Genomic DNA, 21261 nt, shown 5'->3' with positions numbered 1-21261 from the left:
TTCCGCCCGAAGGAGAGTTATCATGGCAGATGTCCCCGCACGCACCGAAATGCGCGTCACTACAGGCCCGATCCGGGGATCGCGCAAAATCCATGTCGGCCCCTTGAAGGTCGCGATGCGGGAGATCGACCTCGAACCCTCCAGCGGCGAGCCGCCGGTCCGCGTCTATGACACGTCCGGCCCCTATACCGATCCCAACGCCCGCATCGACATCATGGCCGGCCTCCCCGCCCTGCGCCGCGACTGGATCATCGGCCGCGGCGATGTGGAAGCCTATGACGCCCGCGCCGTGAAGCCCGAGGATAACGGCCTCAAGGGACCGGATCGCACCGGCGGCGTGCAGCCCTTTCCTAACGTCGTCAAGCGCCCGCTGCGCGCCAGGGCGGGCGGCAACGTCAGCCAGATGCACTATGCCCGTCGCGGTATCATCACGCCCGAGATGGAATATGTCGCGGAGCGCGAGAATCTCGGCCGTGCCCGCCTCGCCGAATATGTCCGCGACGGCCAGAGCTTCGGCGCGTCCATCCCCGACTATGTGACGCCCGAATTCGTCCGCGACGAAGTCGCACGCGGCCGCGCCATCATCCCGTCCAACATCAACCACCCGGAATCCGAGCCGATGGCGATCGGCCGCAATTTCCTGGTCAAGATCAACGCCAATATCGGCAATTCGGCCGTCGCTTCCGACGTAGCCTCCGAAGTCGACAAGCTGGTCTGGTCGATCCGTTGGGGCGCGGACACGGTGATGGACCTCTCCACCGGCCGCAACATCCACGACACGCGCGAATGGATCCTGCGCAATTCGCCCGTCCCGATCGGCACCGTCCCCATCTATCAGGCGCTCGAAAAGGTGGGCGGCATCGCCGAGGATCTCACCTGGGACATTTTCCGCGATACGCTGATCGAGCAGGCGGAGCAGGGCGTCGACTATTTCACGATCCATGCGGGCGTGCGCCTGGCCTACATCCCGATGGCGGCCAAGCGCGTCACCGGCATCGTGTCGCGCGGCGGATCGATCATGGCGAAATGGTGCCTCGCCCATCACAAGGAATCCTTCCTCTACGAGCATTTCGACGAGATCAGCGAGATCATGAAGGCGTATGACATCGCCTACTCTCTTGGCGACGGCCTCCGTCCCGGCTCGATCGCCGACGCCAATGACGAAGCGCAATTCTCCGAACTCTATACGCTGGGCGAACTGACCCACCGCGCCTGGAAGCAGGATGTGCAGGTGATGATCGAAGGGCCGGGCCATGTGCCCATGCACAAGATCAAGGAGAATATGGACAAGCAGCTCGAAGTCTGCGGCGAAGCGCCCTTCTATACGCTCGGGCCGCTCACCACCGACATCGCGCCCGGATACGACCATATCACCAGCGCGATCGGCGCGGCGCAGATCGGCTGGTACGGCACGGCGATGCTCTGCTACGTCACGCCCAAAGAGCATCTGGGCCTGCCCGACCGCGATGACGTGAAGGTTGGCGTCGTCACTTACAAGCTCGCCGCCCACGCCGCGGACCTCGCGAAAGGCCACCCCGCCGCCAAGGTCCGCGACGATGCGCTGAGCCGCGCAAGGTTCGAATTCCGCTGGCGCGACCAGTTCAACCTGTCGCTGGACCCCGACACCGCCGAGCAATATCACGACCAGACGCTCCCGGCCGAAGGCGCGAAAACCGCCCATTTCTGCTCGATGTGCGGCCCGAAGTTCTGCTCGATGAAGATCACGCAAGAGGTGAGGGACTTCGCCGCGAAGAAGAACCAGCCGGCGGACGGCTTCCTGGAAGCCGGCCTCACCGGCGCGGAAGTCGCGGAGGCCAGCCGCGCGGCGGCGCTCAAGGGAATGGAGGAGATGAGCCGGCTGTTCAAGGAAACGGGCAGCGAACTGTATATGGGTGCGGGAGATAGGGGGCGGGACTGAACGGTCTACGTGGAGAAGCGGCTATGATTGGCGCCGCTTGGCCTCGAAGCGCTTTTTCCGCTCTTGCCGCTCTTCCCAGCTCGGCGCGACATAGGTCCACATGTCGCGCTTGTTTAGTGCGCCCATAAAATCAGCGAGTTTGCCAACTCCGATAGCTGCAGATTGGATAAGTTCTGTTGAAGCTCCGCCGCCCCCTTCTGGTTTGGCAATAACGATGTAGTCGCCGCACTTAAGCTGCGCCGGACGATTGATGTAGTCCATGTCAGTAAACAAGTATGCATCTGAAAGCCATACCAACGCATGTCCATATTTAGATCGGCGGACAAGATATAAGAAGTACTCGTCCGTACTGACATCCTCTATAGATATGACTGAATTATGCTCTAACATTCTCGCGATAAAATACTGTGGTATTGTATAATATAGATCTTTCGTCATAAAATCTCACGCGTTGGTGCTGCGCGCTTGAGGAACAAGTTTATAATTTCGTCTTGAGAAATGTGAAATATCTGTACGTTTAAAGTGAATTTAAATTTTATCTTGAATGATTTTTTTATTTGACTCATAAAATCTCGAATATCCCACTCATTGAATACTATGATGATATCAATATCATTCGGATTTTCAGAGTGTAATATCGACCCAAACATCAGACATTTCACAACTGGAAGTGAATGGCTGCCGAAATAATTCCTCAACCATATTTCTACAATTTCAGACTTAAGCATGACGGGAAATGATCGCGGATATATCTCGGGGAAACTGATTCCGGCTGTAGTCGGCTTTGTCGTCGATTATATGGGCATTGAATGCATCTATATGATCGAGCCATTGGATGAAGGCCGGTCGAAACTCGAATGGTATTGCGGTCATGTTTTCCTTTATAAGATATTCTATTTTCTTATTGTTTTCAGAAATTTTATTGCGAACCTGATACCATATCCCTAAGTCATGCCTAACGATCTTTGGAAGGCCTTCACTACTGCCGCTGTTAGGGCCGAATTTGGAGAACATCCTATAGTTATCATCCATAATCGGCTTAATTGATCGGCATAGATTGCGAAAGCGGCTACGCCTGAAGTTACCGCCGACATATGAGCTGGACCGAACTCCACGCCATCGTCGATACAATTTCCTTCCGCAGTATATGAGTAAGGAAGCTAAGGAAGCTAAAGCGGTAAGAACCGCGATCCAAGTTGCGGCGTCCCACCCCAATGGCTTGCAGGTTGAGAGGTCATAGAACCGCCAAGCGTTCATGCACGTTGAAGCTAGATTGGTGGTTTCCATTCGGATGCCCTCAATAATGATACCGACAACTCAGCACTTCCAGCGCCTGCGTGTCGCCCGATCCACTCACCCGATAGACCAGCCGATGCTCGCCGGTGATGCGGCGTGACCACCAGCCGGTCAGATTCTGCCGCAAGGGTTCGGGCTTGCCCAGGCCGCGAAACGGATCGCGCAGGCATTCGCCGATCAGCGCGTTGATCCGTTCCAGCACCTTGGGGTCTTCCGCCTGCCACGCCACATAGTCGCGCCAGCTCTCAGCCCCAAAGACGATCTTCACGGCGCGATCAGCTCATGCTCCTCGCCAAGTCCGGCATCCAACTCCGCAATGCCCTCCAGCAAATGCCTGGCGTTCGCGGGCGAGGCCAGCAGGTGCAGCGTCTCCTGCATCCCGGCCCACTCGCTTTCCGCGATCATCACCACGCCTTCGCCCTTGGGCCGCACGATCTGGATCGGCGCCTTGTCGGCCACTACACGGTCGAGCACAGCTTTCAGATTGGAGCGGGTTTCGGATACGCTGACGGTCTGCATGAGGAACTTGTACCAAATTCCGTACGAAATTACAAGATGGTTGATCCGAGGTAGCCGCCATGTTATAACCCACGTATGAACATGCCTCTCAAAATCACCAGGATCGGCAACAGCGCCGGCGTCATCCTGCCCAAGGAGCTGCTGGCGCAACTTCGCGTCGGCTTGGGCGACACGCTTTATGCCACCGAAACGCCGGAAGGCGTGCGCCTGACCGCTGGCGATCCCGACTTCGAGACGAAGATGGCGCTGGCCGAGGAGATCATGCGCGAAGATCGCGACATATTGCGCGTCCTTGCCAAGTAGATGAGCGAAGACCGGCAGGAGCCGATCTGGATCGACCGGAAGGTCGCGCTCGCCATCCATGATCGCCAGCTTGCCGAACATGGCGGCGGCGAGGGCGTGCGCGATCTTGCCATGCTGGAATCCGCGCTGGCCCGCCCCATCAATCGCTGGAATTATGGCGAGGACGATCCTTGCGCGCTCGCCGCTGCCTATGGGTTCGGCGTGGTTCGCAACCATCCTTTCGTGGACGGCAACAAGCGCACTGGCTGGGTTCTCGCGCGCCTGTTCCTGAAGCTGAACCAGGTCGCCATCGGCTTCGACCCCGCCGACGCCACGCGCACGATGCTGGATTTTGCCGCCGGCACCCTCTCCGAAGAGGAACTGGCCGACTGGTTCCGCCAGCATCTCACCGACCCTCTTTCCTAATAGGAAAATCTCTGGTCCACCCTCGTAAATGGACCAGAACCCCCACCCCAATCCGCCCCGTCCCCGGCCCGCCAAACGCGGCCACTGGACGCCCGCCCTCCAGGCCCGCTTTCTCGCTGCGCTGATGCAGAGCGGCAGCGTGCGCCATGCCGCGCGCGCGGTCGGCATGTCGCCGTCCAGCGCACACCGGCTGCGCCGCCGCCTCGCCGATACGCAGTTCGACGCCAATTGGGATGAAGCGCTGGCGATGTACGATCATTATTGCGCTCATCCGCTCGCGCTTCAGGCGATGGCCGCCGCCATCGTCGATCGCTGCGCCGGAGAGGGGGCGCTTGGGTGAGGCGTCGGGGACGCGTCCGTGGCGCGTGACAGGCGCGTCGCGAGCGCGAAGCGAGCGCTTCGCATCGAAAAGCGTGCGCCACGGTGTGAACTTCGCACGGGCCGATCCCTACCCCAAAAGCCTGCTGTAACAAACCCGACAAATCCCTACATGGAACCCATGCCGCCTTCGACACCCGACGCCACGCCGCTGCCGCCCATCTGGCAGACGCTCCGCCGCTTCCTGCCCTATCTCTGGCCGGCGGATGCGCCCGCCTTACGCCGCCGCGTGGTGCTTGCCATGAGCTGCGTCCTGCTGGCGAAGGCGGTGACTTTGCTCATGCCCTTCGCCTACAAGGCGGCGGTGGACCGGATGGCGCCGGGCCTCGAACCCGCCGCGGGTCTCGCCATGGCGCTGGTCGTCGCTTATGCCGGCGCGCGCTTCGGCGGCGTCCTGTTCGACAATCTCCGCAACGCGGTTTTCGAGAAGGTCGGGCAGGAGGCCGGCCGTCGCCTCTCCGACGATGTGTTCGTCCACCTTCATCGCCTCTCGCTGCGCTTCCATCTCGACCGGCGCACCGGCGCGGTCACGAAGATCGTCGAGCGCGGCACGAAAAGCATCGACACGATGCTCTATTTCCTGCTCTTCAACATCGCCCCCACGGTGCTGGAGCTGGCGGCGGTCTGCGCCATCTTCCTCGTCAAGTTCGGGGTGGAGATCGTCGTCGCCACGCTGGCGATGGTCGCGCTCTACATCTGGTTCACGCGGACCGTCACCGAATGGCGCAACCAACTGCGCCGCGACATGGTGGACATGGACACCAACGCGGTCGCGCACGCCGTCGACAGCCTGCTCAATTTCGAGACGGTCAAATATTTCGGCGCGGAACAGCGCGAGGCGGATCGCTACGCCGACGCCATGCGCCGCTATGCGCGCGCGGCGGTGAAGAGCGAGAACAGCCTCGCCTGGCTCAACATCGGCCAGTCGCTCATCACCAACCTCATGATGGCGGGCGCCATGGCCTATACCGTCTGGGGCTGGAGCCGGGGGCAATTCTCGACCGGCGATGTCGTGCTGGTGAACACGCTGCTCAGCCAGCTTTTCCGCCCGCTCGACCTGCTCGGCATGGTCTATCGCACCATCCGACAAGGGCTGATCGACATGGAGGCGATGTACAAGCTGATCGACACCCAGGCGGAGATCGCCGACGCGCCCGGCGCGCCGACGCTGACGGTGGCGGGCGGCGAAGTGCGGTTCGAGGATGTGCATTTCGGCTATGACCCGGAGCGCGAAATCCTCCACGGCGTCAGCTTCACTGTGCCGTCGGGCAGGACGCTGGCGATCGTAGGGCCATCGGGCGCGGGCAAATCCACCATCGCCCGCATCCTCTTCCGCTTCTACGACATTCAGGGTGGGCGAGTGACGATCGACGGGCAGGATATTGCCGCCGTGACCCAGGCATCGCTGCGGGCCGCGATCGGCATCGTGCCGCAGGACATGGTGCTGTTCAACGACACGGTCGGCTACAATATCGCCTATGGCCGGCAGGGCGCGAGCCAGGCGGAGATCGAGGCGGCGGCGCGTGCGGCGCAAATCCACGACTTCATCATGAGCCTGCCGCAAGGCTATGACACCCGCGTCGGCGAGCGCGGCCTGAAACTGTCGGGCGGCGAAAAGCAGCGCGTCGCCATCGCGCGGACTCTGCTCAAAGACCCGCCGGTGCTGGTGCTGGACGAAGCGACCAGCGCCCTCGACAGCCGCACCGAAACCGAAATCCAGACGGTGCTGCGCGACATCAGCCGCCAGCGCACGACATTGGTGGTCGCGCATCGGCTGTCGACCGTGGTGGATGCGGATGAAATCATCGTGCTGGATCAGGGCCGCATCGCGGAGCGCGGGCGCCATGCCGACCTGGTTCAGGGGGATGGGCTTTATGCCATGATGTGGGCGCGGCAGGCGGCCGAGCGGGCCGACATGCGCAGCGAGAGGGGCGTTGAGGATATATTCGAGGTCGCGACGCCCTCCTGAAGGAGGGCGTCGGACGGGATCAGTTCTGCGTCGTGACCGTCGTGGTGGTCTGCTCGGCGACGGCGGTGCGCGGCGCAGCCGTGGTCGTCTTGCGGACGATCTTGCGGGGCGCGGCGGTGCGGCGCGGCGTAGCGGCCGCCGTCTTGACCGTCTCGGTCGTCACCGTGGTGGTGGCGGGGCGGGCGGCGGCCACAGCGGCGGCGTTCCGGGCGGCGGCGGCATCGGCGGCGGCCGAAGCGGCAGCCTGTTCGGCAGCGGCGGCGCGGGCATTGGCGGCGTCAGCCTGCTGCTGCGCGCTCAAGGTGGCCTCGGTCTGCACCTGCGCGCTCATGTCGGCGCTCTGCTTGCTCTCACCGATGGCGGTGTCGGCCGCCTGCTGCGCGTCGAGCGCGGAGGCGATCGCCTTCTGTTCCTTGCCGCTCTGATACTGCTCCTTGGCGAGCCGCAGCGACGCCTGGGCGCGGGCGATGAGTTCGGGCGAGGCGTTGATCCGGCTCGCCGCATCCAGCTTGCCCTGCGCTTGGGCGATGGCGGCGAGCGCGCGTTCCTCGTCGCCCGCAAAAGCCGGCGTGACGGTCAGGGCAAGAGCGGAGGCGGCGAGCAGGCCGCCCATGGTGGACCCGAAGATATTCTTCATGTTTCTCTCCTGTCATTGGTGATGACGGCCGGAGAAACGTGCGCCTTTGTCTTAGGGTTCCTTTATCTGAGGTTCAGGAAAGGAGCGGCGACATCTGCCGGAACCCGCATCAGCCGCCCGCTTTGCTTGTCGATCATCGCCCAGGTCGATCGCGCCGCGACCTTCACCTTGCCGTCGGGTCCCGTAAATTCGATCAGCCGGTCGAATCGCGCGCCACGCGGCGGCTCGGGGATCCAGGTCCGCGCCGTCACCGTCTCGCCTTCGGTCACATTGCCGCGATAGTCGATCTCGTGCCGCGTCACGACCCAGATATAGGCGTCGACATGCGCCAGATCGGCGTCGCGCCGCCAATGCTCGACCGACACCTGCTCCATCCACTGCACCCACACCGCATTGTTCACATGGCCGAGTTCGTCGATATGCTCAGGGAGCGCGGTGATATCCTTGGTGAAGCTCGCCGCCATCAGTTCGCCAGCCCCAGCTGCCACAGGATGAAGGCGAATTCCTCCGCCGTTTCATGCAGGCTCTCGAACCGCCCCGACTTGCCGCCATGGCCCGCGCCCATATTGGTCTTGAGCAGCAGCATGTTGCCATCCGTCTTGGTCGCGCGCAGACGCGCCACCCATTTGGCCGGCTCCCAGTAAGTGACGCGCGGATCGTTGAGGCCCGCCGTCACCAGCAGCGGCGGATAGTCCTGCGCGCGCACATTATTGTACGGGTCGTAGGACAGGATGGTGCGGAACGCCGCTTCGTCCTCGATGGGATTGCCCCATTCCGGCCATTCGCCCGGCGTCAGCGGCAGGCTCTCGTCGAGCATGGTGTTGAGCACATCGACGAAGGGCACATGCGCCACCACCGCGCCCCACAGGTCGGGATCGCTGTTGGCGACCGCGCCCATCAATTCCCCGCCGGCCGATCCGCCCGAAATGCTGATCCGGCCCTTCGCCGTATAGCCGCGCTCGATCAATCCCTTCGCCACATCGACAAAGTCGGTGAACGTATTGGTTCGCTTGTCGAGTTTCCCGTCCAGATACCATTGCTGGCCAAGATCGTCCCCGCCCCGGATGTGCGCGAGCGCGAAGGCGAAGCCGCGGTCGAGCAACGAGAGCCGGCTGGTCGAAAAGCCCGGCTCCATCGCGATGCCATAGGCGCCATAGCCATAGAGATGCAGCGGTGCGCTCCCGTCGCGCGGCAAGTCCTTGGGATAGACGATCGACACCGGAATCGGCGTCCCGTCCCGCGCCGGGATCATCAGCCGCTCGGTCGCATAAAGGCTGGCGTCATAGCCCGAGGGTATCTCCTGGACCTTCAGCACTTCGAGCGCGCCGGTCTCCAGATGATAGTCGTAGATCGTATCGGGCGTGACCATCGACTCATAGCCGATGCGGAGTTTCGTCACGTCATATTCGGGATTGTCGTCAAGACTCGCCGAATAGCTCGCTTCCGGGAACGGGATGCGCTTGGCCGCGTGCGTCGCATAATCGCGCAGTTCGATCTGGTCGAGCCCGTCCTGCCGCCCTTCGGTGACGTAGAAGCGCTTGAACAGGGTGAAATCGGTCAGGTAGAAATGCGCGTCCGGCGCGATCACTTCCTGCCACTCCCCCGGCGTGTCGAGCGACGCCTTCACCAGCCGGAAATTGGGATGGGCGTCGTTGGTGCGGATGTAGAGCGTGCCCTCATGCTCATCGACATCATATTCGCGCCCCGCCTGCCGCGCCGATACGAGCAAGGGCGTCGCGGTGGGATCATCGGCCGGCACCAGCCACGCCTCGCTCGTCACATGGTCGCCGGTCGCGATGACGATCCATTTCTCCGAGGACGTGAGGCCGATCGAGACGCGGAACCCCTCGTCATCCTCGTGGAACAGCTCGACGTCGCTCGCCACATCCTGCCCCAGCCAGTGCAGCCGCGCATTGTCCGTCCGCCAATTGTCGTTGGCGAGGCCGTAGAGCAGCCCCTTGCTGTTTGACGTCCATACCAGCGAGGAGAGCGTATCGGGGATCACCTCGGGCAGTATCTCGCCCGAAAACAGATCCTTGATCCGCGCCTCGAACCGCTCCGACCCGTCGGTGTCGATCGCATAGGCGAGGTAGCGCCCGTCGGGGCTGACCGACATCGCGCCCAGGCGGAAATAGTCACGCCCTTCCGCCAGCGCCGGCTCGTCCAGGATGAGCTGGTCCGGCCCGCCGCTTGCGGGCTTGCGATACCATTTGCGATATTGCGCGCCCTTCTCGAACGCGCGCCAGTAGATATAGTCGCCATCCTTCTGCGGGACCGAGCTGTCATCCTCCTTGATGCGGCCCTTCATCTCCTGGAACAGCGCGTCGATCAGCGGCTTGCGTGGTTCCATCGCCCGCTCGAACCAGCGATTCTCCGCCTCCAGATAGGCGAGTATGTCCTTGTCCTTGACCTCGGGATAGCCAGGGTCGCGCAGCCACGCCCACGGGTCTTCGATCGTGACGCCGTGGCGCGTGAAACTATGCGGGCGGCGCTCGGCAACGGGGGGCAGGCTTTGATCGGTCATTCACTATCCATGGCTAGACGGGGCGATGCGCTGGCATAAGCGCTCGGCCTTCTCTATGTTGTCGCCTTCATGCCCTGTGCAAGGGCCGATTGAATCCAGGGAAATTTTGATGTCCAGTTATGAAGACCGTCTGAAGGCGCTGCGCGCGCAACTCGTGCGGCAGAAGCTCGACGGCTTCGTGGTGCCGCTGACCGACGAGCATATGAGCGAATATGTCGGCGCCTATGCGCAGCGGCTCGCCTGGCTGACGGGGTTTCAGGGGTCGGCGGGCAGCGCGGTGGTGCTGCCGGAGGACGCCGCGATCTTCGTCGACGGGCGCTATACGCTTCAGGTGCGCGAGCAGGTGGACGGGGCGCACTGGCAATATCAAAGCGTGCCGCAGACCTCGATCGCCGCCTGGCTGAAGGACCATGCCGGGCAGGGCGCGCGGATCGGCTACGATCCGTGGCTTCATACAAGCAGCTGGGTCAAACAGGCGACCGAAGCGCTGGCGGAAAAGGGCGCTGAGCTGGTCGCGGTCGATACCAACCCCATCGACGCCATCTGGCCCGATCGCCCGGCGCCCAGCAGCGCCAAGCTCGTCGTCCATGACGATCGCTTCGCCGGCCGCAGCGCGGCGGAAAAGCGCGCCGAAATGGCCGACTGGCTGACCGGGAAGAAGGCCGACGCCGCCATCCTCTCCGCGCTCGATTCGATCGCCTGGACCTTCAACATTCGCGGCAAGGATGTCGATCGCACGCCCGTCGCGCTGGCCTATGCCATCGTCCATGCCGACGCGACCGCCGACCTCTATGTCGCGCCGGAGAAGATGGACGAGGCAGTCGCCCAGCATCTCGGCAATGCTGTCCGCATCCACGACCGCGCCGCCTTCGCCGATGCGCTCGCCGACCTTGCCGGCAAGACCGTCGTCGCCGATCCCGAGCGCGCCGTCGCCGCCATTTTCGAGGCGCTGGAGCAGGCCGGCGCGACCATCCTCCCGCTGCGTGATCCCGCTGTCCTGCCCAAGGCGATCAAGAACGGCACCGAGATCGCCGGCCACAAGGCGGCGCAGGCGCGCGATGGCGCGGCCCTGAGCCGCTTCCTCCACTGGATCGCCGCCGAAGCGCCCAGGGGCGGCCTTACCGAAATCGCCGCCGCCGACCGGCTGGAGGCGTTCCGCAAGGAAACCGGCCTGCTGGAGGATCTGTCCTTCGACACGATCAGCGGCGCGGGGCCGAACGGCGCGGTCGTCCACTATCGGGTCGAGGAAAAGACCAACCGGCCGATCGAAACGGGCAGCCTCTACCTGGTCGATTCAGGCGGCCAATATCGCGACGGCACCACCGACGTCACCCGCACCATCGCCATCGGCACGCCGACCGACGAGATGCGCCGCCGCTTCACTCTGGTCCTCAAGGGCCATGTCGCGCTCGCCCGCGCGGTTTTCCCGAAGGGCACGCGCGGCGGCCAGCTCGATCTGCTGGCGCGCCAATATCTCTGGGCCGAGGGGCTGGATTATGCCCATGGCACCGGCCACGGCGTCGGCAGCTTCCTGTCGGTGCATGAAGGGCCGCAGCGCATCGCCACCTTCGGGGGCGGCGACGAGCCGCTCGCGGCGGGCATGATCCTCTCCAATGAGCCCGGCTATTACAAGACCGGCGAATATGGCATCCGCATCGAAAATCTGGTGCTGGTGGAGGATCGCCCCATTCCCGGCGCGGAAAAGGAGATGCTCGGCTTCGAGACGCTGACCTTCGCGCCCATCGACCGCGCGCTGATCGCCGTCGATCTGCTGAGCCCGGAAGAGCGCGGCTGGATCGACGCCTATCATGCCCAGGTGCTGGCCATAGTCAGCCCCCAACTCGATGGCGACGCGCGCGACTGGCTGACCGCCGCCTGCGCCCCACTCTAATTGGCTCACCCCGCCCGCATATCGCGCGCGGCGGGGTGCGCCATGCAGGCCAATGTGCCCAGCAAGACCAGCGCGCCCGCCAGCGCCAGCGGCGCGGCCAGCCCGTAGCGCATCAGCATCGTCGCCCCGGCCGCGGCGCCCAGGAAGATGGTGAGCACGCTACCGATCCGCCGCGCGAGGTTCGCGCCGGTCCCGCCGGCCAGCCGGGAATCGGCGGCGATGCCGGTGATGGTCAGCGTCAGCACGGTGGTGGTCAGGTCCGGCACCTTCAACTGCCGGATAGTCGCATTGCGAAAGCCCATGGCGACCGCCGTCAGCGCGATGATCGCATATAACGCGCTGCCCTGCGGCGCAACGCTGCCGGTCCAGGCCGCGACGCCCGCGGCGGCCCAGAGCAACGCGGCCTCGACCAGCGCCGCGATCGTCAGCCACCGGCGCAACGGTCGCGCGCTCAGCCGCCGGCCTGTATAGCCCGCGGGCAGGGCGCCGATCAGGAAGGCGGCTATCGCCACCAGGAAGGGCCATATCGCAAAGCCCGGCGTTCCCACCACGCCAAAGCCCAGAAAGACGATATTGCCGGTCATATTGGCGGTGAACACCTTGCCCAGGCCGAGCACGCTCGCCGCATCGACCAGGCCGGTGACGAAGGAGAGGAGCAGCAGCAGCCAGGGGAGGGGCGAGGCGGGGGCTTGGGCGTCGGCCATGAGCAACTCCTTGCATGTGCATGTCCTGGCAGTTTAGGCGCCCGCCCTTCGCTCCGCCATCCGGCGAATATCCGCCGCACCGTTCGATTATCTCGAAAAGCGCCGCTCCCAGCCGCGACCCGGCCGCCTTCGCCGCAATCGGCCCGCAGCCCCGCATCCTTCACCTTGCGCCGCCGTCATGCTAGGCCGCCCTGTCCCCGACCGGCAGAGTGGCATGACGATATCCTCCCTCGACACACGCAGCCCCTCCGCCCGCGACCGCGCGAAGGCCATCATCGGCGGATCGACCGGCAATCTGGTCGAATGGTATGACTGGTATGCCTATGCCGCCTTCACCCTCTATTTCGCGCCGCATTTCTTCCCGTCCGATAACCCGACGGCAGAACTGCTCGGCGCGGCGGCGGTGTTCGCGGTCGGCTTCTTCATGCGGCCGCTCGGCGCATGGATCATGGGCATCTATGCCGACCGGCGGGGGCGCAAGAGCGGGCTTGCCCTTTCGGTGACGCTGATGTGCGCGGGGTCGCTGCTGATCGCGATCGCGCCCACCTATGAGAGCGTCGGCCTGCTCGCGCCCGCGTTGCTCGTGCTCGCGCGGCTGATGCAGGGGCTGTCGGTTGGCGGGGAATATGGCGCCAGCGCCACCTATTTGTCGGAAATGGCGGGGAAGAACCGGCGCGGTTTCTTTTCCTCCTTCCAATATGTGACGCTGATCGGCGGGCAGTTGCTGGCGATCGGCGTCCTGCTCGCGCTCCAGACGATCCTGAGCGAGGCTGCGCTCGACGCCTGGGGCTGGCGCATCCCCTTCGCAATCGGCGCGGCGCTTGCGGTTGTGGTGTTCTGGATCCGCAGCGGCCTTGCCGAGACCGAGAGTTTCGAGAAGGCGAAGGGCAGCGATGCGCCCAAATCAGGGCTGCTCGCCCTGTTCCGCCATCACCCGCGCGAGGCGATCACGGTCATGCTGATGACCGCCGGCGGCACGCTCGCTTTCTATGCCTATTCGATCTACATGCAGAAATTCCTGGTCAACACCAGCAGCTTCGACCGGGAAACCGCCTCGCGCATCAATGGCGGCACCTTGTTCCTGTTCATGCTGCTCCAGCCGGTCGCCGGGGCGCTCAGCGACCGGATCGGCCGCAAGCCGCTGCTGGTCGGCTTCGGCCTGCTCGGCATGATCTGCACCTACCCGCTCTTCGCCACGCTCGAAACGACGCGCGATCCCTTGACCGCCTTTCTGCTGGTGCTCGGTGGCCTTGTGATCGTCACCGGCTACACCTCGATCAACGCGGTGGTGAAGGCGGAAATGTTCCCCGCCCATATCCGCGCGCTTGGCGTCGCTCTGCCCTATGCGCTCGCCAACACCTTGTTCGGTGGGACCGCCGAATATGTCGCGCTGCGCTTCAAGGATGAAGGCTGGGAGCGCGGCTTCTACTGGTATGTGACCGGCATGATCGCCCTGTCGCTGATCGTCTATCTGCGGATGCGCGACACCCGCCGCGAGAGCGCCATATTGGAGGATTGACCGCTCATAGGTCCGTCCTATGACGGCGCAGCGCTTTGCGCTATCCTTCACCCATGCAGACCCGGCTCGTCGAATATTTCCTCGCCATCGAACGCGAAGGCCATTTCGCCCGCGCCGCCGCCGCCTGCAACGTCTCGCAGCCCAGCCTGTCGGCCGGCATCGCTTCGCTCGAAGCGCAACTGGGCAAGCGGCTGATCCGGCGCGACCGCAAGTTCGTCGGGCTGACGGCCGAGGGCGAGGCGATCCTCCCCTGGGCGCGCCAGCTCGTGGCCGCCGCCGAAGCGATGGAGCAGGCCGCCGAGACGGCGCGCGGCCCTCTGAAGGGCGAGTTGCGGATCGGCGCGATCCCCGCCGCCATGCCGATCGTCGGCAGCCTGGCGCGCGCGATGCTGGACCGGCATCCGGGGCTCAATATGTCGGTGCGCGCCCTGACCTCGCGCCAGATCGAGCGGGAGCTGGCCGCGTTCGAGCTGGACGCTGGCATCACCTATCTCGATTTCGAGCCGCCGGCCCATGCGCTCTCGGTCCCGCTCTATGCCGAACGCACGATGCTGGTGAGCGCGACCGGCGGCGTCGCTGTGCCCGATCCGCTCGGCTGGTCCGATCTTGCCGGGCTGCCGCTCTGCCTGCTGCACCAGGGGATGCAGAATCGTCGCATCCTCGACGCTCGCCTCGCCGAGCGCGGCCTGGCGATCCGCCCGCTGGTCACCGCCGACAGCTATATCGCGCTGCTCGCGCTGGTGCAGCATGGCCGGCTCTGCTCGATCATCCCGGACAGCCATGCGACGTTGCTCGACGGCCTTTCCTGGGCGCGCACGGCGCCGCTGCCCGAGATGCACGAAGGCAGCAAGGTCGGCGTGATCGTCGCCAACAGCACGCCGGTCGGCCCGCTTGCTCAGGCGGTGCTCGGCGTCGCGCGCCAGCTGCGCCTGCCGCCGGGCTTTCGGGCCGACTGATAGGATTGGTCTATCATATATAGGCCGGATCGATTTGACGAACGGCCAGCCGCGCGCCACGCTACCGACCCGAAAATGGCGACGGGTCAACTTATATGGACGCATTTATCGAAGGCTGGGTAGCGGTCCATGGCGACGGCCGCGATCAACTCCTGCCGCTGCTTCATGCCGTGCAGGAAGAAGCGGGCTATATCGACGATGCGCTGGTGCCCGCCATCGCCAGGGCGCTCAATCTCAGCCGCGCCGACGTGCATGGCGTCGTCACCTTCTATCATGATTTCCGCCGCACCGCGCCGGGCCGCCATGTCGTGAAGCTCTGCCGCGCGGAAAGCTGCCAGGCGCGCGGCGGCGCGGCCATCGAGGTGGAAGCGGCGCAGCGACTGGGCGTAGCGATGGGCGACACCCGCGCCGACGGGCAGGTCAGCCTGGAGCCGGTCTATTGCCTCGGCCTCTGCGCGATCGGCCCCAATGCGCTGGTCGATGGGCGGCCGGTCGCGCGGATCGACGCGGCGGCGCTCGACCGCATCGCGCTGGAGGTGGCGGCATGACCCGCGTCTATGTGAGCGGCGACATGGCCTCGGTCGCGCTGGGCGCTGACGATGTGGCGCGCGCCTTCGCTGACGCCGGCTGCGAGGTCGTGCGGACCGGATCGCGCGGGCTTTTCAGCATCGAGCCGCTGGTGGAGGTGGAGACGGCCGCAGGGCGGATCGGCTATGGCCCGATCACCTCGGCCGATGCGGCGGCGGTGCTGGCGGGCACGCATCCAGCGCGGTTCGGCCCTGTCGATGAGCTGCCCTTCTTCGCCAGCCAGCAGCGTTTCACCTTCGCCCGCTGCGGCGTCATCGATCCGCTGAGCCTTGCCGATTATGCCGCGCATGGCGGTTGGAAAGGGCTGGAAGCCGCCCGCGCTCTCAGCCCCCAGCAGGTGGTCGATGCAGTCAAGGCGTCGGGCCTGCGCGGGCGGGGCGGCGCGGGCTTCCCGACCGGGATCAAGTGGCAGACCGTGCTGGATGCGCCCGCCTCCCCCAAATATATCGTCTGCAACGCCGACGAGGGCGACAGCGGCACCTTCGCCGACCGGATGCTGATGGAAGGCGACCCCTATTGCCTGATCGAGGGTATGGCGATCGCCGCCCATGCGGTCGGCGCGGCACACGGCTATATCTATATCCGCAGCGAATATCCCTTTGCGTGTTCCACGATGCGCGCCGCGATCGAGGCGTCGGCGCATCTGGTCGCGCCCTTCACGCTGGAGGTGCGCGAAGGCGCGGGCGCCTATGTCTGCGGTGAGGAGACCGCGCTGCTCGACTCGATCGAGGGCAAGCGCGGGCAAGTGCGCGCCAAGCCGCCGCTGCCCGCGATCAAGGGGCTGTTCGGCCAGCCGACCGTCATCAACAATGTGCTGAGCCTCGCCGCCGTACCCTTCATCCTGGCGGAGGGGGCGGAGGCTTATGCGGCGGTCGGCTTCGGCCGGTCGCGCGGCACCATGCCGGTGCAGCTCGCCGGCAATGTGCAGCATGGCGGCCTCTACGAAATCGGCTTCGGCGTCACGCTGGGCGAACTCGTGAACGACATCGGCGGCGGCACGGCGAGCGGCCGCCCGGTGCGCGCGGTGCAGGTGGGCGGGCCATTGGGCGCCTATTTCCCGCCGAGCATGTTTCATCTGCCCTTCGACTATGAAGCCTTTGCGCAGGCGGGCGGACTGATCGGCCATGCGGGCATCACCGTGTTCGACGACGGCGTCGACATGGCGCATATGGCGCGCTTCGCGATGGAATTCTGCGCGGCGGAAAGCTGCGGCAAATGCACGCCCTGCCGCATCGGATCGACGCGCGGGGTGGAGATCATGGACCGGATCATCGCGGCGCGGGATAGCGCAACAGCCGTTCGCCCTGAGCCTGTCGAAGGGCGCGCGCGTGCTTCGACAGGCTCAGCACGAACGGAGGGTGGGTATCTGGGTAAAGCCCTCTATTCCCGCGCGCCCGACCGGATCGACGTCTCGCTCGAAGCGCAGACCACCCTGCTGCGAGACCTTGCCGACACGATGAAATATGGCTCGCTCTGCGCGCTCGGCGGCTTCACCCCCTATCCGGTGCTGAGCGCGCTCGACTATTTTCCCGAGGATTTCGGCGCGACCGCGCCCATCAAGGAGGCCGCGGAATGAGCTTTTCCCGCGAAACCGATCATGGCACGCCGCCCGCGCTGGCGACCGGCAAGACCGTCACCGTCACGATCGACGGACAGAGCCTGACCCTGCCCGAAGGCACCAGCATCATGCGCGCCGCCTCGCTCGCGGGCGGCTCCATCCCCAAGCTGTGCGCGACTGACAGCGTGGAGAGTTTCGGCTCCTGCCGCCTCTGCCTGGTCGAGGTGGAGGGGCGCGCCGGCTATCCCGCCTCCTGCACGACGCCGATTGTAGACGGCATGGTCGTGCGCACCCAGACCGATCGGCTGAAGCAGCTGCGGCGCGGGGTAATGGAGCTTTATATCTCCGACCATCCGCTCGATTGCCTCACTTGCGCCGCCAATGGCGACTGCGAACTGCAGGACCAGGCGGGCGCGGTCGGCCTGCGCGACGTGCGCTACGGCTATGACGGCGCGACCAATATGGGCCAGGCGAAGGACCAGTCGAACCCCTATTTCGACTTCGATCCCAGCAAATGCATCGTCTGCTCGCGCTGCGTGCGCGCCTGCGAGGAGGTGCAGGGCACCTTCGCGCTGACCATCGAGAATAAGGGCTTCGAGTCGAAGGTCGCGCCGTCGCAGGGCGAGGATTTCCTCGGCTCCGAATGCGTGTCCTGCGGCGCCTGCGTTCAGGCCTGTCCGACCGCCAGCCTCATCGAGAAGAAGGTGGTCGAAACCGGCACGCCCGACCGCGCGGTCGTTACCACCTGCGCCTATTGCGGCGTCGGCTGCACCTTCCGCGCGGAAATGCGGGGCGAGGAGCTGGTGCGGATGGTGCCGTGGAAGGACGGCAAGGCCAATCGCGGCCATAGCTGCGTCAAGGGCCGCTTCGCCTGGGGCTATGCCCAGCATAAGGAGCGCATCCTCAACCCCATGATCCGTGCCTCGGTCGATGAACCCTGGCGCGAAGTCAGCTGGGAGGAGGCGATCGCCCACACCGCGTCCGAATTCCGCCGCATCCAGGCGAAATATGGCACCCGCAGCGTCGGCGGTATCACGTCGAGCCGCTGCACCAACGAGGAAACCTTCCTCGTCCAGAAGCTGATCCGGCAGGGCTTCGGCAACAATAATGTCGATACCTGCGCCCGCGTCTGCCACTCGCCGACCGGCTATGGCCTCAAGACCACCTTCGGCACATCGGCCGGAACGCAGGATTTCGACAGCGTGATGCGGTCGGACGTCATCCTCGTCATCGGCGCGAACCCGACCGACGGGCATCCGGTGTTCGCCAGCCGCATGAAGCGCAGGCTCCGTCAGGGCGCGAAGCTGATCGTCATCGATCCGCGCCGCACCGATCTCGTCAAGTCGCCCCATGTCGAGGCGGAGCATCATCTGCCCTTACGCCCCGGCACCAATGTTGCGATGCTGACTGCGATGGCGCATGTGATCGTCACCGAGAAGCTCTATGACGAAGCCTTCATCCGCGAGCGCTGCGACTGGGACGAATTTCAGGACTGGGCGGATTTCGTGTCTGAGCCCGCGCGCTCGCCGGAAGCGATCGAGCCGCTGACCGGGGTCGATCCGCAGGACGTCCGCGCCGCCGCACGGCTGTACGCCACCGGCGGCAATGCGGCGATCTATTATGGCCTGGGCGTCACCGAGCATAGCCAGGGCAGTTCGACCGTCATGGCGATCGCGAACCTAGCCATGGCGACGGGCAATATCGGGCGCGAGGGCGTGGGTGTGAACCCGCTGCGCGGCCAGAATAATGTGCAGGGCGCCTGCGACATGGGCAGCTTCCCCCATGAATTTTCCGGCTATCGCCATGTATCGGACGATGCCACGCGAAAGCTGTTCGAGGATGCCTGGGGCGTCGCGCTGGACGCGGAGCCGGGCCTGCGTATCCCCAATATGCTCGACGCCGCGACCGACGGCGCGTTCAAGGCGCTGTTCGTGCAGGGCGAGGATATTCTCCAGTCCGATCCCAACACCCATCATGTCGCCGCTGGGCTTGCCGCCATGGAGTGTGTGGTGGTGCAGGATCTGTTCCTCAACGAAACCGCCAATTACGCGCATGTCTTCCTGCCGGGATCGACCTTCCTCGAAAAGGACGGCACTTTCACCAATGCCGAGCGGCGCATCCAGCGCGTGCGCAAGGTGATGGCGCCCTTGAACGGTTACGCCGACTGGGAGATCGTGCAACTGGTGGCGAACGCGATGGGGCTGGGCTGGGCATACGAGCACCCGTCCGAGATCATGGACGAGATCGCGGCGCTCACCCCGACCTTTGCGGGTGTCAGCTATGACCGGCTGGACGCGGAAGGATCGCTGCAATGGCCGGCGAACGACGCCGCGCCGCACGGCACCCCCACCATGCACATCGATGGTTTCGTGCGGGGGCGGGGCAAGTTCGTCGTCACCGACTATGTGCCCACCGATGAGAAGACCGGCCCGCGCTTCCCGCTGCTGCTCACCACGGGGCGCATCCTTAGCCATTATAATGTCGGCGCGCAGACCCGCCGCACCGCCAACACCGCCTGGCATCCCGAGGACCGGCTGGAAATCCATCCGAGCGACGCGGAGAACCGGGGGTTGAAGGATGGCGACTGGGTGACGCTGCGCAGCCGGGCAGGGGAGACGACGCTGCGCGCGCTGGTGACCGACCGCGTCGCGCCGGGCGTCGTCTACACAACCTTCCACCACCCCGAGACGCAGGCCAACGTCATCACCACCGACTATTCGGACTGGGCCACCAACTGCCCCGAATATAAAGTGACGGCGGTGCAGGTGTCGGCCAGCAACGGGCCGAGCGACTGGCAGCAGGATTATGCGCGGCAGGCGCGGCAGAGCCGCCGTATCCTGCCGCTCGAAGCCGCGGAGTAGCGCGATGAGCGACGACACCCATGTGATGTCCACCGGCGACCGGCTGATCTACATGGCGAACCAGATCGCCCGCAACTTCGCGACGGACGGCGAGGCGCAGGCGGCGGCGCAGACCGCCACCCATATCAGCCTCTATTGGGATCCCGCCATGCGCGCGCGAATCCGTGCGCTGGCGGCGGAGCAGCCCGAGGCGCTCTCGCCGATCGCCGCCGCCGCCCTCCAACGGCTCCATCCTGCCGGTGCGGCCTAAAGCGGCTGCGCGCTCGGCCGGTTCATCGCCCGTCCCAGTTCGCGCTGCAACAGTTCGACCGCCTGCGCCACCTTGGGCAGCAAATGGCGGCGCTGCGGATAGACGGCCCAAATCGGTTCGTCCTCGGGCTGCGCCTCCTCCAGCAGCAGTTCGACCATGCCATGTTTGAGATAGGGCAATATGTAGAAGTCGGGCAGCTGGCAGATGCCGAACCCGGCGACACAAGCCTCGATTACCGCATGGCCGCTGTTGCAGCGGAACCGCCCCCTGGGCCGGTGGAGGATTTCCCGATCGCCCTGCCGGAAGTGCCACGTCGCCGCCGTGCCGACGATGCAGGCATGGTCCGCCAAAGCCTCGATCCGGTCCGGGCGGCCGGCGCTGTTGAGATAGCTCGGCGCGGCGCAGGTATAGAGGGTGCGGGAAGCGACCCGCGTTGCGATCAGCCGGGGATCGGTGACCGTTCCGGTGCGGATCGCCAGATCATAGCCCTCGCTCGCCAGATCGACCACCCGGTTGGACAGGTCGATCGACACCGACAGGCGCGGATGCTGACCTGCGAAGCGGCGCAGGATCGGGGCGACGAACCGCTCGCCCATGGTCGTGGAACAGGTCACCCGCAACTCGCCCTGCGGCTCGCTGCGTTCGCTAATCAGCGCGATCGCCTCGTCCCGCTCCTGCGCGATCCGGGCGCACCGCTCGTAAAAGGCCTGGCCCGTATCGGTCAGCCGGACGTTGCGGGTGGTGCGATGGAAGAGCTGCGCGGCGACGCGCCGCTCCAGCGCCATGATCGCGCGGCTGACATGCGTGGTGGACATGCCGAGCGCGCGCGCGCCCTTCGTGAAGGAGCCGGTCGTTGCGACGCTCAGAAACTCGTCTATCCCATCCCACCCCGACATGATTATCCCATATATGAAAAGATGATTTTCGCAGAAACTATATTATCGCAGGACAGCTATACTATTATCACGGTGAGCCGTCGAGGCGC

20 protein-coding genes are annotated in these 21261 nt (G+C 64.9%); 12 read left to right on the top strand and 8 right to left on the bottom strand.

Annotation, left to right across the window (positions count from 1 at the left end; all coding sequences use genetic code 11):
* Window positions 1–22 precede the first annotated feature (22 nt).
* Window positions 23–1918: a phosphomethylpyrimidine synthase ThiC gene (thiC, locus tag V2B31_RS05150; RefSeq protein ID WP_328276064.1), complete on the top strand. Its 1896-nt coding sequence runs from the start codon at window positions 23–25 to the stop codon at window positions 1916–1918.
* A 21-nt stretch (window positions 1919–1939) separates the two neighbouring features.
* Here thiC and V2B31_RS05145 read toward each other — a convergent pair whose 3' ends face one another.
* The 3 genes from V2B31_RS05145 to V2B31_RS05135 all read right to left on the bottom strand — a co-directional run bounded on the left by V2B31_RS05145 (window position 1940) and on the right by V2B31_RS05135 (window position 3733).
* Window positions 1940–2308 (bottom strand): hypothetical protein, encoded by a 369-nt coding sequence (locus V2B31_RS05145; protein WP_328276062.1) that lies wholly within the window; start codon window positions 2306–2308, stop codon window positions 1940–1942.
* 907 nt (window positions 2309–3215) lie between these two features.
* A complete protein-coding gene (locus V2B31_RS05140; RefSeq protein WP_328276060.1) occupies window positions 3216–3482 on the bottom strand; it encodes a Txe/YoeB family addiction module toxin in 267 nt (88 codons plus the stop codon).
* Window positions 3479–3733: a type II toxin-antitoxin system Phd/YefM family antitoxin gene (locus V2B31_RS05135; protein WP_328276058.1), complete on the bottom strand. Its 255-nt coding sequence runs from the start codon at window positions 3731–3733 to the stop codon at window positions 3479–3481. Before V2B31_RS05135 ends, V2B31_RS05140 begins: the two co-directional genes overlap by 4 nt.
* A gap of 75 nt (window positions 3734–3808) precedes the next feature.
* On the opposite strand from V2B31_RS05135, the gene V2B31_RS05130 reads away from it, so the two are divergent.
* From V2B31_RS05130 to V2B31_RS05115, 4 genes are all read left to right on the top strand, one after another.
* Window positions 3809–4036 carry an AbrB/MazE/SpoVT family DNA-binding domain-containing protein gene (locus V2B31_RS05130; protein WP_328276057.1) on the top strand — a complete coding sequence of 76 codons (228 nt, stop codon included), beginning with the start codon at window positions 3809–3811 and terminating at the stop codon, window positions 4034–4036.
* A complete protein-coding gene (locus V2B31_RS05125) occupies window positions 4037–4441 on the top strand; it encodes a type II toxin-antitoxin system death-on-curing family toxin (protein ID WP_328276056.1) in 405 nt (134 codons plus the stop codon). It begins immediately after the preceding gene.
* 28 nt (window positions 4442–4469) lie between these two features.
* Window positions 4470–4781 carry a helix-turn-helix domain-containing protein gene (locus tag V2B31_RS05120; protein ID WP_328276054.1) on the top strand — a complete coding sequence of 104 codons (312 nt, stop codon included), beginning with the start codon at window positions 4470–4472 and terminating at the stop codon, window positions 4779–4781.
* Window positions 4782–4940: 159 nt separating this feature from the next.
* A complete protein-coding gene (locus V2B31_RS05115) occupies window positions 4941–6788 on the top strand; it encodes an ABCB family ABC transporter ATP-binding protein/permease (protein ID WP_328276052.1) in 1848 nt (615 codons plus the stop codon).
* A 19-nt stretch (window positions 6789–6807) separates the two neighbouring features.
* Here V2B31_RS05115 and V2B31_RS05110 read toward each other — a convergent pair whose 3' ends face one another.
* The 3 genes from V2B31_RS05110 to V2B31_RS05100 form a co-directional block, all read right to left on the bottom strand.
* Window positions 6808–7425: a hypothetical protein gene (locus tag V2B31_RS05110; protein ID WP_328276050.1), complete on the bottom strand. Its 618-nt coding sequence runs from the start codon at window positions 7423–7425 to the stop codon at window positions 6808–6810.
* A gap of 62 nt (window positions 7426–7487) precedes the next feature.
* The gene (locus tag V2B31_RS05105; protein ID WP_328276106.1) at window positions 7488–7889 is read right to left on the bottom strand and encodes an acyl-CoA thioesterase; all 402 of its coding nucleotides are present in this window, start codon (window positions 7887–7889) and stop codon (window positions 7488–7490) included.
* Entirely contained in the window at window positions 7889–9949 is a 2061-nt protein-coding gene (locus tag V2B31_RS05100) for a S9 family peptidase (protein WP_328276048.1), read from the bottom strand. The genes V2B31_RS05105 and V2B31_RS05100 overlap by 1 nt, the downstream gene beginning before the upstream one ends.
* 109 nt (window positions 9950–10058) lie before the next feature.
* Between V2B31_RS05100 and V2B31_RS05095 the strand changes: the two genes are divergently transcribed.
* On the top strand, window positions 10059–11840 hold the full coding sequence (locus tag V2B31_RS05095; protein ID WP_328276046.1) for an aminopeptidase P family protein: 1782 nt from the start codon (window positions 10059–10061) through the stop codon (window positions 11838–11840).
* A gap of 5 nt (window positions 11841–11845) precedes the next feature.
* Here the strand turns inward: V2B31_RS05095 and V2B31_RS05090 are convergent, their stop codons facing one another.
* Complete coding sequence (locus tag V2B31_RS05090; protein WP_328276044.1) at window positions 11846–12544, bottom strand: YoaK family protein; 699 nt, start codon at window positions 12542–12544, stop codon at window positions 11846–11848.
* A gap of 214 nt (window positions 12545–12758) precedes the next feature.
* Between V2B31_RS05090 and V2B31_RS05085 the strand changes: the two genes are divergently transcribed.
* The 6 genes from V2B31_RS05085 (at window position 12759) to V2B31_RS05060 (ending at window position 20276) form a co-directional block, all read left to right on the top strand.
* The gene (locus tag V2B31_RS05085) at window positions 12759–14063 is read left to right on the top strand and encodes an MFS transporter (RefSeq protein WP_328276042.1); all 1305 of its coding nucleotides are present in this window, start codon (window positions 12759–12761) and stop codon (window positions 14061–14063) included.
* A 53-nt stretch (window positions 14064–14116) separates the two neighbouring features.
* Complete coding sequence (locus tag V2B31_RS05080; protein WP_328276040.1) at window positions 14117–15019, top strand: LysR family transcriptional regulator; 903 nt, start codon at window positions 14117–14119, stop codon at window positions 15017–15019.
* 95 nt (window positions 15020–15114) lie between these two features.
* Window positions 15115–15567: an NAD(P)H-dependent oxidoreductase subunit E gene (locus V2B31_RS05075; RefSeq protein ID WP_328276038.1), complete on the top strand. Its 453-nt coding sequence runs from the start codon at window positions 15115–15117 to the stop codon at window positions 15565–15567.
* The gene (locus tag V2B31_RS05070; RefSeq protein ID WP_328276036.1) at window positions 15564–17183 is read left to right on the top strand and encodes an NADH-ubiquinone oxidoreductase-F iron-sulfur binding region domain-containing protein; all 1620 of its coding nucleotides are present in this window, start codon (window positions 15564–15566) and stop codon (window positions 17181–17183) included. Before V2B31_RS05075 ends, V2B31_RS05070 begins: the two co-directional genes overlap by 4 nt.
* Window positions 17180–20026 carry a formate dehydrogenase subunit alpha gene (fdhF, locus tag V2B31_RS05065; RefSeq protein ID WP_328276034.1) on the top strand — a complete coding sequence of 949 codons (2847 nt, stop codon included), beginning with the start codon at window positions 17180–17182 and terminating at the stop codon, window positions 20024–20026. The genes V2B31_RS05070 and fdhF overlap by 4 nt, the downstream gene beginning before the upstream one ends.
* Window positions 20027–20030: 4 nt before the next feature.
* A complete protein-coding gene (locus V2B31_RS05060; RefSeq protein ID WP_328276032.1) occupies window positions 20031–20276 on the top strand; it encodes a formate dehydrogenase subunit delta in 246 nt (81 codons plus the stop codon).
* Here the strand turns inward: V2B31_RS05060 and V2B31_RS05055 are convergent.
* Entirely contained in the window at window positions 20273–21172 is a 900-nt protein-coding gene (locus V2B31_RS05055) for a LysR family transcriptional regulator (protein WP_328276030.1), read from the bottom strand. The two genes, V2B31_RS05060 and V2B31_RS05055, sit on opposite strands and share 4 nt — an antisense overlap.
* Window positions 21173–21261: the final 89 nt, after the last annotated feature.

Origin of the sequence: Sphingobium sp., from assembly GCF_036170395.1 — a bacterium.
Classification (GTDB): Bacteria; Pseudomonadota; Alphaproteobacteria; order Sphingomonadales; family Sphingomonadaceae; genus Sphingobium.
Note: the sequence above shows the minus strand (reverse complement) of the source record. Positions and strands in the feature narration are given on the sequence as shown.

Excerpts from the sequence above, each read along its gene's own strand:
- V2B31_RS05070 (WP_328276036.1), top strand. The coding sequence starts at position 15,564 with ATGACCCGCGTCTATGTGAGCGGCGACATGGCCTCGGTCGCGCTGGGC.
- V2B31_RS05080 (WP_328276040.1), top strand. The coding sequence starts at position 14,117 with ATGCAGACCCGGCTCGTCGAATATTTCCTCGCCATCGAACGCGAAGGC.
- V2B31_RS05100 (WP_328276048.1), bottom strand. The coding sequence starts at position 9,949 with ATGACCGATCAAAGCCTGCCCCCCGTTGCCGAGCGCCGCCCGCATAGT.
- V2B31_RS05055 (WP_328276030.1), bottom strand. The coding sequence starts at position 21,172 with ATGTCGGGGTGGGATGGGATAGACGAGTTTCTGAGCGTCGCAACGACC.
- V2B31_RS05120 (WP_328276054.1), top strand. The coding sequence starts at position 4,470 with ATGGACCAGAACCCCCACCCCAATCCGCCCCGTCCCCGGCCCGCCAAA.
- V2B31_RS05130 (WP_328276057.1), top strand. The coding sequence starts at position 3,809 with ATGAACATGCCTCTCAAAATCACCAGGATCGGCAACAGCGCCGGCGTC.
- V2B31_RS05075 (WP_328276038.1), top strand. The coding sequence starts at position 15,115 with ATGGACGCATTTATCGAAGGCTGGGTAGCGGTCCATGGCGACGGCCGC.
- V2B31_RS05060 (WP_328276032.1), top strand. The coding sequence starts at position 20,031 with ATGAGCGACGACACCCATGTGATGTCCACCGGCGACCGGCTGATCTAC.
- V2B31_RS05105 (WP_328276106.1), bottom strand. The coding sequence starts at position 7,889 with ATGGCGGCGAGCTTCACCAAGGATATCACCGCGCTCCCTGAGCATATC.
- V2B31_RS05110 (WP_328276050.1), bottom strand. The coding sequence starts at position 7,425 with ATGAAGAATATCTTCGGGTCCACCATGGGCGGCCTGCTCGCCGCCTCC.
- V2B31_RS05145 (WP_328276062.1), bottom strand. The coding sequence starts at position 2,308 with ATGTTAGAGCATAATTCAGTCATATCTATAGAGGATGTCAGTACGGAC.
- V2B31_RS05115 (WP_328276052.1), top strand. The coding sequence starts at position 4,941 with ATGCCGCCTTCGACACCCGACGCCACGCCGCTGCCGCCCATCTGGCAG.
- V2B31_RS05125 (WP_328276056.1), top strand. The coding sequence starts at position 4,037 with ATGAGCGAAGACCGGCAGGAGCCGATCTGGATCGACCGGAAGGTCGCG.
- V2B31_RS05090 (WP_328276044.1), bottom strand. The coding sequence starts at position 12,544 with ATGGCCGACGCCCAAGCCCCCGCCTCGCCCCTCCCCTGGCTGCTGCTG.
- V2B31_RS05095 (WP_328276046.1), top strand. The coding sequence starts at position 10,059 with ATGTCCAGTTATGAAGACCGTCTGAAGGCGCTGCGCGCGCAACTCGTG.
- fdhF (WP_328276034.1), top strand. The coding sequence starts at position 17,180 with ATGAGCTTTTCCCGCGAAACCGATCATGGCACGCCGCCCGCGCTGGCG.
- V2B31_RS05085 (WP_328276042.1), top strand. The coding sequence starts at position 12,759 with ATGACGATATCCTCCCTCGACACACGCAGCCCCTCCGCCCGCGACCGC.
- thiC (WP_328276064.1), top strand. The coding sequence starts at position 23 with ATGGCAGATGTCCCCGCACGCACCGAAATGCGCGTCACTACAGGCCCG.
- V2B31_RS05135 (WP_328276058.1), bottom strand. The coding sequence starts at position 3,733 with ATGCAGACCGTCAGCGTATCCGAAACCCGCTCCAATCTGAAAGCTGTG.